Annotated in this window: 14 protein-coding genes; 7 read left to right on the plus strand and 7 right to left on the minus strand. The window is 36.2% G+C overall.

What is annotated here, in order from left to right:
• Positions 1-38: 38 nt before the first annotated feature.
• The 3 genes from AC2A07_RS03940 to dnaA all read right to left on the minus strand — a co-directional run bounded on the left by AC2A07_RS03940 (position 39) and on the right by dnaA (position 2,825).
• Positions 39-737 carry an SAM-dependent methyltransferase gene (locus AC2A07_RS03940; RefSeq protein ID WP_484049311.1) on the minus strand — a complete coding sequence of 233 codons (699 nt, stop codon included), beginning with the start codon at positions 735-737 and terminating at the stop codon, positions 39-41.
• Positions 738-784: 47 nt separating this feature from the next.
• Positions 785-1,255: a low molecular weight protein-tyrosine-phosphatase gene (locus AC2A07_RS03945; protein ID WP_484049312.1), complete on the minus strand. Its 471-nt coding sequence runs from the start codon at positions 1,253-1,255 to the stop codon at positions 785-787.
• A gap of 115 nt (positions 1,256-1,370) precedes the next feature.
• The gene (gene dnaA, locus AC2A07_RS03950) at positions 1,371-2,825 is read right to left on the minus strand and encodes a chromosomal replication initiator protein DnaA (RefSeq protein WP_484049313.1); all 1,455 of its coding nucleotides are present in this window, start codon (positions 2,823-2,825) and stop codon (positions 1,371-1,373) included.
• A gap of 134 nt (positions 2,826-2,959) precedes the next feature.
• Here dnaA and AC2A07_RS03955 point away from each other — a divergent pair, with 134 nt between their 5' ends.
• From AC2A07_RS03955 to AC2A07_RS03965, 3 genes are all read left to right on the plus strand, one after another.
• On the plus strand, positions 2,960-3,391 hold the full coding sequence (locus AC2A07_RS03955) for an acyl-CoA thioesterase (protein ID WP_484049400.1): 432 nt from the start codon (positions 2,960-2,962) through the stop codon (positions 3,389-3,391).
• A gap of 70 nt (positions 3,392-3,461) precedes the next feature.
• Positions 3,462-5,669 carry a DUF2339 domain-containing protein gene (locus AC2A07_RS03960; RefSeq protein ID WP_484049314.1) on the plus strand — a complete coding sequence of 736 codons (2,208 nt, stop codon included), beginning with the start codon at positions 3,462-3,464 and terminating at the stop codon, positions 5,667-5,669.
• A 178-nt stretch (positions 5,670-5,847) separates the two neighbouring features.
• Complete coding sequence (locus AC2A07_RS03965) at positions 5,848-6,285, plus strand: hypothetical protein (protein ID WP_484049315.1); 438 nt, start codon at positions 5,848-5,850, stop codon at positions 6,283-6,285.
• Between the two features lie 50 nt (positions 6,286-6,335).
• Here the strand turns inward: AC2A07_RS03965 and AC2A07_RS03970 are convergent, their stop codons facing one another.
• Entirely contained in the window at positions 6,336-7,613 is a 1,278-nt protein-coding gene (locus AC2A07_RS03970; RefSeq protein WP_484049316.1) for a replication-associated recombination protein A, read from the minus strand.
• A 190-nt stretch (positions 7,614-7,803) separates the two neighbouring features.
• Between AC2A07_RS03970 and yidD the strand changes: the two genes are divergently transcribed.
• Both yidD and lgt read left to right on the plus strand, forming a co-directional pair.
• Positions 7,804-8,058: a membrane protein insertion efficiency factor YidD gene (gene yidD, locus AC2A07_RS03975; RefSeq protein WP_484049317.1), complete on the plus strand. Its 255-nt coding sequence runs from the start codon at positions 7,804-7,806 to the stop codon at positions 8,056-8,058.
• Between the two features lie 444 nt (positions 8,059-8,502).
• Complete coding sequence (gene lgt / locus AC2A07_RS03980) at positions 8,503-9,348, plus strand: prolipoprotein diacylglyceryl transferase (protein ID WP_484049401.1); 846 nt, start codon at positions 8,503-8,505, stop codon at positions 9,346-9,348.
• Between the two features lie 28 nt (positions 9,349-9,376).
• On the opposite strand, the gene AC2A07_RS03985 is transcribed toward lgt, so the two are convergent.
• Positions 9,377-10,894 carry an NAD(P)H-hydrate dehydratase gene (locus AC2A07_RS03985; protein WP_484049318.1) on the minus strand — a complete coding sequence of 506 codons (1,518 nt, stop codon included), beginning with the start codon at positions 10,892-10,894 and terminating at the stop codon, positions 9,377-9,379.
• 133 nt (positions 10,895-11,027) lie between these two features.
• On the opposite strand from AC2A07_RS03985, the gene mscL reads away from it, so the two are divergent.
• Positions 11,028-11,420 (plus strand): large conductance mechanosensitive channel protein MscL, encoded by a 393-nt coding sequence (mscL, locus tag AC2A07_RS03990; protein ID WP_484049319.1) that lies wholly within the window; start codon positions 11,028-11,030, stop codon positions 11,418-11,420.
• Positions 11,421-11,476: 56 nt separating this feature from the next.
• Here mscL and AC2A07_RS03995 read toward each other — a convergent pair whose 3' ends face one another.
• Together AC2A07_RS03995 and AC2A07_RS04000 are read right to left on the minus strand one after the other, a co-directional pair.
• A complete protein-coding gene (locus AC2A07_RS03995) occupies positions 11,477-12,436 on the minus strand; it encodes an NAD(P)-dependent oxidoreductase (RefSeq protein ID WP_484049320.1) in 960 nt (319 codons plus the stop codon).
• Between the two features lie 144 nt (positions 12,437-12,580).
• A complete protein-coding gene (locus AC2A07_RS04000; protein WP_484049321.1) occupies positions 12,581-12,982 on the minus strand; it encodes an LNS2 domain-containing protein in 402 nt (133 codons plus the stop codon).
• A 239-nt stretch (positions 12,983-13,221) separates the two neighbouring features.
• On the opposite strand from AC2A07_RS04000, the gene idi reads away from it, so the two are divergent.
• Positions 13,222-13,731 (plus strand): isopentenyl-diphosphate Delta-isomerase, encoded by a 510-nt coding sequence (gene idi, locus AC2A07_RS04005; protein WP_484049322.1) that lies wholly within the window; start codon positions 13,222-13,224, stop codon positions 13,729-13,731.

The following is a 13,731-nucleotide window of genomic DNA, read 5'->3' on the forward strand; positions in this document are numbered from 1 at the left end:
TGTCCAATAACTATATTTTGCCGCATAAAATCAGTAAGCTATTTTCCCATGACGAACACTGCAGGAATTTTGTGTAATTCAGGTTTTTGCTTTTGCCAGTCTTTGATGCTTAATGTTTTTATAAATTCGTGTTCAGGATCATTGATATTTGCAGCCATACAAAGTTTTGTACCGGGTGACAGAAATTTACAGAGGTCATCGAACAAAGCATTGTTTCGATAAGGTGTTTCCATAAAAATCTGAGTAAAGCCGGTCTTCTGAAGTTCGCTTTCCAATAATTGGATTCTTTTCTTCTTCTCCCCTTTTTCGATGGGAAGATAACCGTTGAATGTAAATTCCTGACCGTTAAATCCGCTGGAAATTAATGCGAGGATAATTGATGACGGACCTGAAACAGGAATAACCCTGATCTTTTTTTCATGGCACCATTTTACAACAAGGTTCCCGGGATCAGCAATACAGGGAAGTCCTGCCTCGGACAAAAGACCAAAATCCTGACCATTCAACATTCTGTCCTGTGCTTCTCTGATATCAGCATTCTCCGTATATTTATCTAAAAGGAAAAGCCTGAGATCTGATTGTCTTTTTTCAGGGGCAAAAAATTTGATGACCTTTCTTGCTGTTTTTTCATTCTCAACAAAAAAATAATCGGTCTGCATAATGTATTCTTTAATCACCGGAGAAAAATGAGTGATGGGTGTATTCTCGGAAAGGTAGGCAGGAAGTAAAAAAAGCATGATGATTGAGTATAAATTATATGAATAATATGTGGGTGGCCGTTACTTTAAATTTTATTACTGAGTAATTGCTGTTGAAGCTGATGGGAAATTTGATTACACGCCCTGTCCAGCAGTTCAAAAACATTTTCAAAATCATTCAGGTCCCCCCAATACGGATCAGGAACTTCGGAATGTTGATCTTGACCTGCCTGTTCTAAAAATAAATGAACTTTCTTACGCTGTTCATCATTTTCAGCCATTGAAACGACCTCTTTAAAATTTTTCTGATCCATACAGTAAATGAGATCAAATTTTTCAAAATCCGATTTCCGGATCGGCCTGGATTTTTGCCGGGAAATATCAATGCCGTGATTTGCAGAAGTTTTTATGGCTCTTCTGTCAGGTGCTTCCCCTTCATGCATGGCTATTGTTCCTGCCGAATCCACTAAAAAATCATCTGAAAGTTTAGATTTCAAAATTCCTTCTGCCAGCGGGCTCCTGCAGATATTGCCTAAACAGACCATCAGTATCTTCATGAAAATAAAATTTAAAGGTAAAAATTAAGTCTCTGCTGTTTTCAGCTGACAAAATTAAATAAAAAAGTGGAGAACAAAAATATCCTCCACTTTCCCTGTTATCTTTGAGTACAGATTAATGCTTGATTTTCTCTGTAAGCTCTTTAACGTATTTTTTAACCTCTTTATCGATCTTGGAAACATCTTTGATGGTATCGCAGGCATACATTACCGTTGAATGGTCTTTACCGCCCATCTCTTCTCCTATTTTGGTAAATGTTGCATTGGTAAATTCTTTTGCAAAATACATGGCTAACTGTCTTGGCAAAGCGATTTCCCTTTTTCTTGTTTTAGATAAAAGCTGTTCTCTTTTGATACCGAAATATTCGCATACAATATCCTGGATATAAGGAATATTGATGATCTTTTTCTGATTGGCAGCAATCTTATTGATGGTTTCTTTTAATAATTCCAGACTGAGATCAGATTTATAAATCGTAGAATAAGCAATCACTGAATTAATAACACCGATCAGCTCTCTTACGTTGGTTTTTGCTTCTGCTGCAAGGAAGTCTAACATATCTTCTGTCAGAACGATTCCGTCTCGACTCAGCTTATCAACAATAATTCTTTTACGGGTATCCAGATCGGGAGATTTGATCTCTGCAGAAAGCCCCCATTTGAAACGGGAAACAATCCTGTCCTGAATATCCATAATATCGACAGGCGCTTTATCTGAAGTCAGGATGATCTGCTTTCCATTCTGATGTAAATAATCAAAAATATGGAAGAAACTGTCCTGGGTTGCCGATTTGCCTGAAAGGAACTGAATATCATCGATAATCAGAACATCTACCATCTGGTAAAAATTAGCAAATTCTGTCTGTTTATGTGCTTTCGCAGCAGAAATAAACTGCTGGATAAATTTTTCTGAAGAAAGATAAAGGACTACTTTATCGGGAAACTGGCTTTTTACTTCCAGACCCACTGCCTGTCCGAGGTGAGTTTTTCCCACTCCGTAACCTCCATATAAAAATAAAGGGTTAAAAGCAGTCGCACCAGGTCTTTTAGCAATCGATCTCGCTACGGTAGAAGCAAATTTGTTGCTTTCACCTTCCACATAATTATCAAAAGAAAAATCAGCTTTCAGGTTAGAGTCTATATTTACTTTCTTGATTCCCGGAACTACAAACGGATTTACGATATTGGATGAAAAACCCTGTGGCATTGTTTCCTGCATTTTGGGTGTAGGAACGGTTTTACCTTTCATATTCATGGTAACTGGTTTTTCTAAGCCGCTGGGCTTATTTTCCATTACTGAATACCAAAGTTTAACGCCTTTACCGATGTTTTTCTTCAGGGCAGCAGAAAGTAACGATAAATAGTTATCTTCAATATATTCTTTGTAAAAATCACTTGGAACCATCAATGTAAGATTATTGTCAACCAATGAAATTGGCTGTACTTTATCAAACAGTAAATCGAAGGATTTTTCGAGTTTTTTGAGATCAGAATTGTCTTCAGCTGCGTTTAAATTATCTCGCATAAACTGAAGGCATCTCTGCCAAATGATCATTAAATTTTCATCCATTTTTATGCCCTGATTAATTTTAGATTGTTTGTTTTTATTGGGAAGACAAAGGTCACTTATTTTAACTTTAAAAAAAAATATTGCAAGTATTGATTATTAAAAAATATATTTGTATGTATAATTTAAAACTAAGAATGATACACACAACCCACACAATACGAGTACGTTACGCAGAAACAGACCCTATGAAATACGTGTACTACGGCAATTACGCCGCATATTTTGAACTGGGGAGAGTCGAACTTTTCAGAAGCATAGGAATTTCATATGATGAGATTGAAAAGCTTGGAATCTGGCTGCCGGTTTCTGATTACAATATTAAGTATTTAAAACCAGCTTTATACGATCAAAAATTAGAAATTCATACCTATGTTAAAAAAATCCCCGGTGTGCGGATAGAATTTGAATATGAAATTTATAATGAAGAAAAAATAAAAATCACAGAAGCACGCACCACTCTTTTCTTTTTAGATGCTGCTACTAATAAAGTTATCAGATGTCCTGACTTTTTAATGAAACTCATCGAAGAAAACTGGAAAGAAAATACACTTAAAAATCAGCTGTAGAAAAAAATCGACCGTCTGACCGGGAACCTCTATTTTTCAAATTCTTATATTTGATGTCAAATTCTTATTCATGAGTTCTCTTTCTTTTCTGATTGTTTTTTTAATCTTGCTTTTCATACTGATATATTACAGGTTTGATAAGCGGATCCGTATTTTAGAAAAAAAGATCTCTGAACTATCTGAAAGAAAAACACCCCCTCTTTCAGACGTGAAGGACGAATCTAAAAATGAATTATCTGTACAGATGGCTGGTTATACAGCTGACCTTCAGAATCGCGATGTTATTTCAGTTTATCCTGAAGAATCTGATGTACAAAAGGACTGGCTGGCTCCGGTCTTTGATTTTATAAAACATAATGCACTGACCATTGTCGGTATTTTTACTTTGGTTTTAGGAATCGGTTATTTTGTTAAATATGCTGTTGATAAAAACTGGATCGGGGAAAACTCACGGGCAGGAATCGGTTTTACAATAGGTTTGCTGATCATCGGAAGCGGGCATTTTTTAAGAAAGAATTATGCTGTTTTTGCATCAATAATTACTGGTGGCGGTGTGGCAGTACTCTATTTTACTACAACCATTGCATTCCGGGAATATCATCTTTTTTCACAGAATACTGCATTTATTGTCACCTGCCTGGTAACAATCCTTTCAACAGCACTGTCTTACTATTACAAAAGCGAAATTTTACTGGTTTTCTCGCTTTTTGGTGGTTTTATGGCACCGCTGATGATCAGTTCAGGGCAGAGTAATTATATTTTCCTTTTCACCTACCTTTCTGTGTTGAACACCGGAATGCTCATCGTAGCGTATCTCAAACATTGGAAAAGCATCGGATGGATTTCTTTCATCTTTACATCAATCTATTTTTTCTTCTGGACTGTAGAAAATCCGTCAGGGGCAGCTATTCCTTTTTACATTGCTGCTTACCTATTATTTTATGCATTTGCACTTCAGAATTATATATGGAAAAAACGTTTGCAGCAACTTGATATATTAATGCTTGTACTGATCAATTCTTCCTGTGTCGCAGGTCTTGTCTACATTTTTAATGAACTTCACTATTTTCCTGCTTCGGTTTTCCCTTTTGCTTTTGCAGTCCTCAACAGTATCGGATGGTACAGGGAATATGAAAATAAGAAATTCAGCACCAATTATTCGGTTTTTACCAGCATCACCATTAGTCTGATTACACTTGCTCTGGCGATTGAACTGAAAACGCACCTTATCACCACTGTTTGGGCGATCGAGGCCACCCTGCTGCTTTTCATCTGGAGAAAAACCCGTCATAAGATTTTTAAAAGTTTCTATTACATCTTATTTCCATTGGTTATTTTATCACAGATCATTACCTGGGCAGGATATTTTGATTCAGATTCACTGACTGTTATTTTTAATCCGGTTTTCATTACCAGCCTCGTGGTAATCGCAAGTTGTCTTTTGAATTTATTTTTACTGAAAAATGATGGTCAGGAAACAAGTCCTGACTCAGATTTTTATGAAAACATTTTTAAAATCCTGTGTTTTGCAGTTATTTATTTTTCAGTTCTGTTTGAAGTCATCTACCACATCTCAGCCGAAAGTTTTACTTTCATCCTGACGGTAGGTTTTCTTTTCACCCTGCTTTATATTTTCATATTGCTTATTTTGAGTGAGAAACTCCTTATCAGTGAAAAATTTAAGACAGGCCTGATCTATTTTTTCCTGTTATTGATTTTGGTGTATGTTTCATCTTCAAAGGTTGTATCAGAAATCGTCAGCAAAAAAACTGATTCTTCTTTTTTTACTGTTTATCTGCTGTACATATTCCCATTAATCTATATGATTATTAAGATTCTTCCAAAATCAGATTTTATCAGAAAGCATTTATCTTATTGGCTGATTGCGGCAGTCGTTATTGCTGCTTTCAGTTTTGAACTGTTGCGTACTTATATATTAATGAATGCTCAAAGTACCGATGATATCTATTCCCTTGAGAATCATTTCAGCGTATTGTATCTTCCGATCATATGGGCCGTTCTGGCATGCCTGTCTATTTATTTTGGTTTGAAAAAAGAAATTCCCGAATTCAACAAAATCGGTTTCAGCTTACTCGGAGTGATGATTTTAAAATTATATGCTTACGACGTCTGGCAGATGGATAATGTGTCGAGAATTATTGCTTTTATTCTATTGGGAATTATCTTATTGCTGAGTTCATTTATGTTTCAGCGTCTGAAAATAATTGTCAGAAATCTTGTAGAAAAGAAAAGTAAAAATGCGGACGAAAGTCTATAAAAATAATTAAGGTCAACATTATCCTGTATTTTACAAATTATCTTAATTTCTGATTAACAATTTGTAAAAAATAAGTATATTTATCACGATTTTAACAACAATAATTAAAAAAACAGTTAAGTACTGAATATCCTTAATGACTTCAGCATATTTTAATTGAACAACAAATATTTATTTTATGAAAAAAGCTCTTTACTCCGTGTTACTATTTGTTTCGGCAACCATATTTGCTCAAAAAAATCCTATGGTAAAATTTGCAGTCTGTAATGATGCGGTGGGCACCGTTGCTATGTTTGATGCAAGAAAAGATGCAGTTCAAAGCGTAAATGTTTTTAAATCCAAATCAAATCTTCCTCAAAACCTGAAAAAATTTGATTATCTGGCAGACAATGGTTTGGCTGAAGTGAAATTCAAAAAAGATTTCGGTACTCTTGACCGTATGCCGCTGTCTGATTTTAATGCTCAGAATGGCCTTCCAAAAGATACTCCTGTTTTTATTGAAGGATATGAGTTTAAAGATACAGATGTTCATATTTTTGCTGATATGATTGCCAACTATAGCATAGAAACTATAAACGGTAAAAAAGCTCTGGTGGTAAATACTGTTACGAAATAATAAAAAGAATTAAACTAAAAAACGGATATTCAAATTGAATATCCGTTTTTTTAATATTTATCCGTCCACTTTTTCTTAAGTTCCTCAGAAATTTTCTTTTCAGTAGCATTACTTCCCGGTTCATAAAACTTGACATCCCTTATTTCTTCCGGTAAAAAATCCTGATTCACAAAATTGCCCTCGTAAGAATGGGCGTACTTATATTCTTTACCGTAATCAAGATCTTTCATCAGTTTTGTCGGGGCATTCCTCAGATGTAAAGGAACAGGCAGATTTCCTGTTTTTTTCACAAAAGCCAAAGCATCATTGATTGCAGTGTAGGCAGAATTACTTTTTGGCGATACCGCAAGGTAAATTGCCGTTTCACTCAATAAGATACGGGATTCCGGGTTTCCGATGACATTGATGGCCTGAAAACAGTTATTGGCAATCACAAGAGCATTCGGATTGGCAAGACCAATATCTTCTGAGGCAAGAATAAGCATCCGTCTGGCAATGAATTTAATATCTTCCCCACCGGCAATCATCCTTGCCAGCCAATACACTGCCCCATTGGGATCTCCTCCACGCATAGATTTAATAAAAGCTGAAATGATGTCATAGTGTTGCTCTCCATTTTTATCATACAGTGCCATGGTTTCCTGAAGAACTTCCATTACATCATCATTGGAAATGTCCTTTGTATCAGAATTGATAAACTGACTGAGGACCAACTCTACAGAATTGATCAGTTTTCTTCCGTCACCTCCTGAATATTGAATGAAAGCCTGCTTTTCCCTGATGGTAAAGTCTGTCTTTTCATCTTTATTGAATCTTTCCAAAGCAATATCGATCAGCTCCTCGAGTTTTTCATGGCTCAGTGCCTTTAAAATATAGACCTGGCTTCTTGAAAGCAGTGCAGATACCACTTCAAAGCTTGGGTTTTCTGTTGTGGCACCAATCAGCACCACCCAGCCTTTTTCTACTGCATGTAGCAGAGAATCCTGTTGTGATTTATTGAAACGGTGAATTTCGTCAATAAAGAGAATCGGAGACTTTCCTGAAAAAAGGTTCTGCTTTTTAGCTTCTTCGATGACATCCCGTACATCTTTCACTCCGGAAGAAACGGCAGAAAGCTTAAAAAACTTACGTCCCGATTTTTCTGAAATGATTTCTGCCAGGGTTGTTTTTCCTGTACCGGGAGGTCCCCAGAGGATCAGAGAATTTAATGTATCGTTCCTAAGCATTTTCCGAAGGGTTCCTTTGTCGCCGGTAAGATGCTCCTGTCCCAAAACCTCATCGAGGGTTTTAGGTCTCATTCTTTCCGCTAATGGAGTATTCTGACTCAAAATTGATGATTTGATTTTAATGAAATTTTATGTAAAGTTACAGGATTTTTAAAAATCAGAATTTAGATCACAACCTGTAAAATCTAATCCTGAAAATGCGTTAATCTTCTGATGAACACCTTCCGACCATTCTGAAACTTATAACAAATTTAAACTAATTTTCAATTTTTTAGCCTATTTTTGCATTGTTTTGAAAATTACATTTAATAAAATCATTACATCGCCACTGGTAATTTTAGTCAGATTTTACCAATGGTTCATTTCGCCACTGCTTCCTAAAAACTGTCGGTACGAGCCTACCTGCTCGCATTATATGGTTGAATCACTTCAGGTGCACGGTATTTTTAAAGGATTGTGGCTGGGCGTAAAAAGAATTGCCAAATGTCATCCCTGGGGAGGCAACGGTTATGATCCGGTACCGCCAAAAAACAATATTTCAGACTAAACGACTTATAAATATAATAAAATGAGTACTTTTTTTTTCAGAATTTACATTTTTGTCTTTGCACTGTTTGCCCAAAGTTTTTTTGCGCAAAATAATTCCGCCGGGCTTTCCGAAGGAAATCTAAAAGTAAATTCGACAAAAGTTCCGGTGAAAATCTTTGCTACTACAGAACTTATTGAGCTTGATTCATTTGCTAACGTTACGACAAATCAGAATGTTCTTGTCATTTTTAATAAAGCAAATGTAGAAGTTTCTCATTTCGTTAACAGTTCTTTCATTCTTGGAAAATTTAAAGCTTCAGGCTACCAGTTTTTTGATAAAGATTTTAAGCTGGCTGAAAATATTCAGATAACGGAAGGAAATATTGAAACAGTGAAATATGCTGTTAAATCTTCAGAGAAAATCAAACCTTCTGACAAAGTAGAACTCGAAACTTCATTTAAAATCTGGGATCCTTCAACAGGAATTCATTTGGGACCGGTTACCCTGCACTTTTACAGCCTGATGTTTATTTTCGCATTCGGGATCGGGTATTTCCTGATGACGAAAATGTATTCTATCGATGGAGTTGACACAAAATACGTAGAACCGTTTTTTACATGGACACTAATCGGAACCATCCTGGGAGCGAGGTTGGGACATGTTATTTTTTATCAGCCGGAATTGTTCAAAGAAGATTTCTGGAGCGTTTTCTTACCCATCAGTACAAAAAACGGGCTGAAATTTACAGGATTTGCAGGACTGGCAAGTCATGGAGCTACTCTTGCCGTAATTGTCACTACCCTTTATTATTCTTATAAAATTGTGAGAAAAAATCCGCTTTGGGTATTTGACAGATTGGGAATTGTAGTATCTATCGGTGGAGCCTTTGTTAGAATGGGTAACTTTTTTAATTCTGAAATCATTGGCAAACCAGTTGATCAAAACTCACCGTTTGCTTTGTTTTTTCCGCAGCAAAGCAGTGAATACGGTCTTACAGTAACCCGTTATCCAACGCAATTATTCGAAGCTGCGGGATATGTGACTTTATTTGTGATCCTTTGGGTTCTTTACAGGAAAACAGACAAAAAGTATCAGCAGGGATGGTTGTTTGGTCTGTTCTTTTTCCTTCTCTGGGCGATCAGATTCTCAGTGGAATTCCTGAAAATGCCTCAGGGGGATGAAGTGATTTCTTTTGCAGGATTAAACACCGGACAGATTCTATCCATTCCTTTTATGTTGGCAGGATTGATCATTATGGTTTATTCTAAATACAATAAAATTGCTCCTGAAACAGACAAAACTATTTAATACAAAAAAATATAATAAAAATATAAAGTCACAACAACGTTGTGGCTTTTTTATTGAGTGCTAAAAAGACATTTCCAAGTTCGCTGATCACATCAGTGGGAAGCATTGACTCTTTCGAATATTTGGTGGCAGCAAGATCTGCCGCTTTTCCATGGAGCCAGACTCCCAGGATGCATGCATCTTCCGTAGAGTATTTTTGTGCTGACAGCGAGGTGATGATTCCTGTCAGGATATCTCCGCTTCCCCCTTTTGCCAGACCTGAATTTCCTGTGATATTGTAATGCACCTTACCCTCAGGAGTGACGATCTGGGTATGGTGATCTTTCAAAACAATAAAAATCTGCAATTCGATGGCCTTAGTTTTTGCCAGTTCCACTCTTTGAAAAGAATTTTCAGTGGATCCGTAAAGCCTCTCAAACTCTTTAGGGTGTGGCGTAATTACGGAATATTTTGGAATTAAATCCATTGCATCCCTGTTTTCAGCGATAATATTTAAAGCATCAGCATCCAACAGTAAAGGAGTTGAAGCCTGTCTTAAAAATTCCAAAAGTGCCTTTACCGTCAAAGGATGTGTTCCCAGACCGGGACCTATTCCATAAAAAGTATCCTTCTGCACTTCGATGTTTTCAATAAACTTCTTTCCACCGGAAATATACATGGCTTCCGGGCAGTTTGTCTGCAGTATTTCATATCCGCATTCCGGGGCAAGGATAAATGCAAGCCCTGATCCTGTTTTTAATGCCGATTTAGTAGCTAATGATGCTGCACCTATTTTACCGTAACTTCCCGCCACAATCAGTGATTTGCCATACGTTCCCTTATGGGCAAAATCTTCTCTTGGCTTGAAAATTTTTTCAGCTTCATGATCATCCGTTACATAATAATCTGTAGGATTATTTTCGATAAACTCTCTGCTTAACCCAATATCCAGAACAATTATTTTCCCGGCATATTTTCCCGTTTCCGGATGAAGAAAACTCCGTTTCCAGAACTGAAAACTCAGAGTATAGTCTGCTTTAAAAACAATCTGATCATCTTCTGAAAAAGTATCGGCAGATAATCCGGAAGGAATATCTATAGAAATCCTTACAAGATTCAAAGCATTCAGCGTATTGATGATTTCTGCATATATTCCTTCAAGCTTTCTTGACAGTCCGGTTCCAAAAAGTGCATCGATGATGATTGTTTGCTGATCAAACCCGAAGGCATTGATTTCAGTAAAATCAAATATTGAGATTCCTGATAAATCTTTCAGTCTGTTATAATTAGTATCTGTATTTTCGGAAAATTGGTGATGGTTCTGATTACAAAAGACATTTACATCAAAACCTTTGAGCTGTAACAGTCTGGCAACAGCAAAGCCATCTCCTCCGTTGTTTCCGTCTCCACAAACCACAGCAAACTTAGTATGATTCTGACAATTCCTTACAATCCAGCCTGCACAGGATGATGCTGCTCTTTCCATCAGTAAAATAGAAGAGACAGGTTCATTCTGTATGGTAAATTCGTCTGCTGATCTTATATCTGCTGCTTTAAAAATTTTCATTCAAACCGATTTTGAATAAATTTAATCATTCTGATCTGGAAAATATGCTGTTTTTATGATAAAAAAATCTTAAAAATTCAGGAATTATTATTTTTAAGTGATATTTTTGTTATAAACATTTAAAAATATAAATATGGGAATCATTAAAGAATTTAAAGAATTTGCATTTAAAGGGAATGTGGTTGATCTTGCAGTCGGTGTTATCATCGGTGCTGCTTTCAGTGCCATTGTAAAATCATTCGTAGATGATATTATAACGCCTTTGCTGCTGAATCCGGCTCTGGAAAAAGCAAATGTAAAAAATATAGCAGAACTTTCATGGAGTGGGGTCAAGTATGGTAACTTTTTATCATCGGTTATCAGTTTCCTGATCGTAGCCTTCGTCCTGTTTCTGATGATAAAAGGGATCAACAGCCTGAATAAAAAACCAGAAAAAGTTGAAGTTGTAACGCCTGCGGGACCTACAGAAGATCAAAAACTGCTGACAGAAATCAGGGATTTACTGAAAAGCAAAAACAATCTATAAAAAATAAAAAATCCTCCGCAAATATTTTTACGGAGGATTTTTATCTGTATGAAATCTTAATGAATCTGGAATATACTGGAGATCTGCTCTGCCAGGGAAAGGCCTATCCTATCCTGAGCTTCCAGGGTTGATGCTCCTGTATGAGGGGTCATTGAAATCTTAGCATGATTCAGAATTTCTTTTGAAGGGGTCGGTTCATTGATGAAAACATCCAGACCTGCAAATTTTACTTTTCCGGAATCCAGAGCTTCAATCAACGCCGTTTCGTCAATCACACCACCTCTTGAGCAGTTTACGATTGCCACACCTTCTTTCATGATTTCAAATTCATCTTTACCTATCATGAATCCGTCTTTCTGAGCAGGAACGTGAAGGGTAATAAAATCAGAATGTTTCAGAACTTCCTGTAAAGGTTCAGTTTCTATATCAACATTGATGTACTGACTGTTGTAAAAGGTCACTTTGATGCTTGCTTTACCAATCATATTATCTGCGGCAATGACTCTCATTCCAAGGCCCAGCGCTATTTTTGCAACTTCCTGACCGATTCTCCCCATCCCGATAATTCCGATGGTCTTTCCTTTCAGCTCAATCCCTGCCGCATACGCTTTCTTAAGGCCCCCAAATTCTGTATCACCAACCATCGGCATTTTCCTGTTGGAATCCTGTAAAAATCTTGCTCCGGAAAACAAGTGGGCAAAAACCAGTTCAGCAACTGATTCTGATGAAGCTGAAGGGGTGTTGATTACATGGATTCCTTTTCCTCTTGCGTAATCTACATCAATATTATCCATTCCTACTCCACCTCTTCCGATAATCTCAATAGACGGACATTGGTCGATCAGTTCCTTTCTTACCTGTGTTGCACTTCTCACCAAAATTGTACGGATCTTATGCTCATTAATGTAATCGATCAAAAACTCCTGAGGAACTTTTTCAGTAATCACCTCAAATCCTTTCACTGTCAATGCATCAATCCCGGATTGATCCAAACCATCGTTTGCTAAAACTTTCATATGTAGATTGTATTAATTTTAATGTGCTGTTTACTTATGTGACCTCAACAGCACTGTCTATATTTAAAAACAAAAGATTTAAAAATCAAAAAATGGAAGCCTGTTTAACTTTATTTATTCAATTTTTAAATCTTCAGTCAGATTTTAATCTTTAAAAACTTCAATGGTTACCTGTTTTTCAACCAAATCCGTAAACTTACCTTTATATCTTGTTGCGCGTACCAGGTGATTGTCAATCCAGTGGTAATTTCCACCTCTCGGTTTTCCGCAGAGAACGCTGTGATATTTAAATCCGTGCTTATCCAGCCAATCTATTGTAACCTGTTTCAGATTTTCTGTTCTTGAAGTAAAGAAGCAGATCTGGTGACCTTCATCATACCATTTGTTTACTGTTTCCAGGGCATCCGGGTAGGGTAAGCAGGTTACCATTCTTTCCGGCTCTTCATTGGGAACATCATCCGTAATTGTTCCGTCGATATCGATTAAATAATTTTTAATTCCATCCTTTAGAATAGGACTGATATGCTTAATATAATCTAGCTCCATCGTTTAAATTTTTAAAGCGCAAAGTTAAACATTTCTGAGTAAAGACTTCCGTTAAACTTGATTTATGTTAAAACTTTAACCATAAAAGCACCTTCAAACACTTAAAAACAATTATTATATTGCATTTTTCATAAAATTGACAGCTTATTTTTACTTAAAAAAAAGCCAATATTTCATAAATATTAAAAAATTCAAACAAATATTTTACAAAATCATCATTTAAACTTAAATTTGTAGGAATGGAAGAATATGTAGTTTTAGTAAATCCCGATGACGCAGTTTTAGGCTTGATGGAAAAACAGCAGGCTCATATCAATGGTTTGCTTCACCGTGCATTTTCTGTTTTCTTATTTAATGATCAGGGAGAAATGCTCTTACAGAAGCGTGCTTCACAGAAATACCATTCCCCTGACCAATGGACAAATGCGGTCTGTTCGCATCCCCGTAAAGAAGAAACCTATCTTGAAGGAGCTCAGAGAAGAATAAAAGAAGAATTAGGAATTGAAACCGAACTTTCAGAAAAATTTAATTTCATTTATAAAGCAGACGTGGGCGGTGGACTTTGGGAACATGAGCTTGACCATGTTTTTACCGGAACTTATAATAGCGATTTTAATTTAAATCAAAATGAAGTAAAAGAAGTTCGCTATATTTCATTAAAAGATCTGGATTATGAAATATCAAAATATCCGGAACGGTTTACGGAATGGTTTAAAATCATTTTGGAAGAATACAAACACAATTTTTAG

It is taken from the genome of Chryseobacterium sp. HNCC26DJ238, from assembly GCF_057180465.1.

What these genes read in the sequence shown, in the direction of transcription:
- AC2A07_RS03965 (WP_484049315.1), top strand. Translation starts at nt 5,848, where the DNA reads ATGAAAAAAGCTCTTTACTCCGTGTTACTATTTGTTTCGGCAACCATA.
- AC2A07_RS03995 (WP_484049320.1), bottom strand. Translation starts at nt 12,436, where the DNA reads ATGAAAGTTTTAGCAAACGATGGTTTGGATCAATCCGGGATTGATGCA.
- AC2A07_RS04000 (WP_484049321.1), bottom strand. Translation starts at nt 12,982, where the DNA reads ATGGAGCTAGATTATATTAAGCATATCAGTCCTATTCTAAAGGATGGA.
- AC2A07_RS03940 (WP_484049311.1), bottom strand. Translation starts at nt 737, where the DNA reads ATGCTTTTTTTACTTCCTGCCTACCTTTCCGAGAATACACCCATCACT.
- AC2A07_RS03945 (WP_484049312.1), bottom strand. Translation starts at nt 1,255, where the DNA reads ATGAAGATACTGATGGTCTGTTTAGGCAATATCTGCAGGAGCCCGCTG.
- AC2A07_RS03985 (WP_484049318.1), bottom strand. Translation starts at nt 10,894, where the DNA reads ATGAAAATTTTTAAAGCAGCAGATATAAGATCAGCAGACGAATTTACC.
- idi (WP_484049322.1), top strand. Translation starts at nt 13,222, where the DNA reads ATGGAAGAATATGTAGTTTTAGTAAATCCCGATGACGCAGTTTTAGGC.
- AC2A07_RS03960 (WP_484049314.1), top strand. Translation starts at nt 3,462, where the DNA reads ATGAGTTCTCTTTCTTTTCTGATTGTTTTTTTAATCTTGCTTTTCATA.
- dnaA (WP_484049313.1), bottom strand. Translation starts at nt 2,825, where the DNA reads ATGGATGAAAATTTAATGATCATTTGGCAGAGATGCCTTCAGTTTATG.
- AC2A07_RS03955 (WP_484049400.1), top strand. Translation starts at nt 2,960, where the DNA reads ATGATACACACAACCCACACAATACGAGTACGTTACGCAGAAACAGAC.
- mscL (WP_484049319.1), top strand. Translation starts at nt 11,028, where the DNA reads ATGGGAATCATTAAAGAATTTAAAGAATTTGCATTTAAAGGGAATGTG.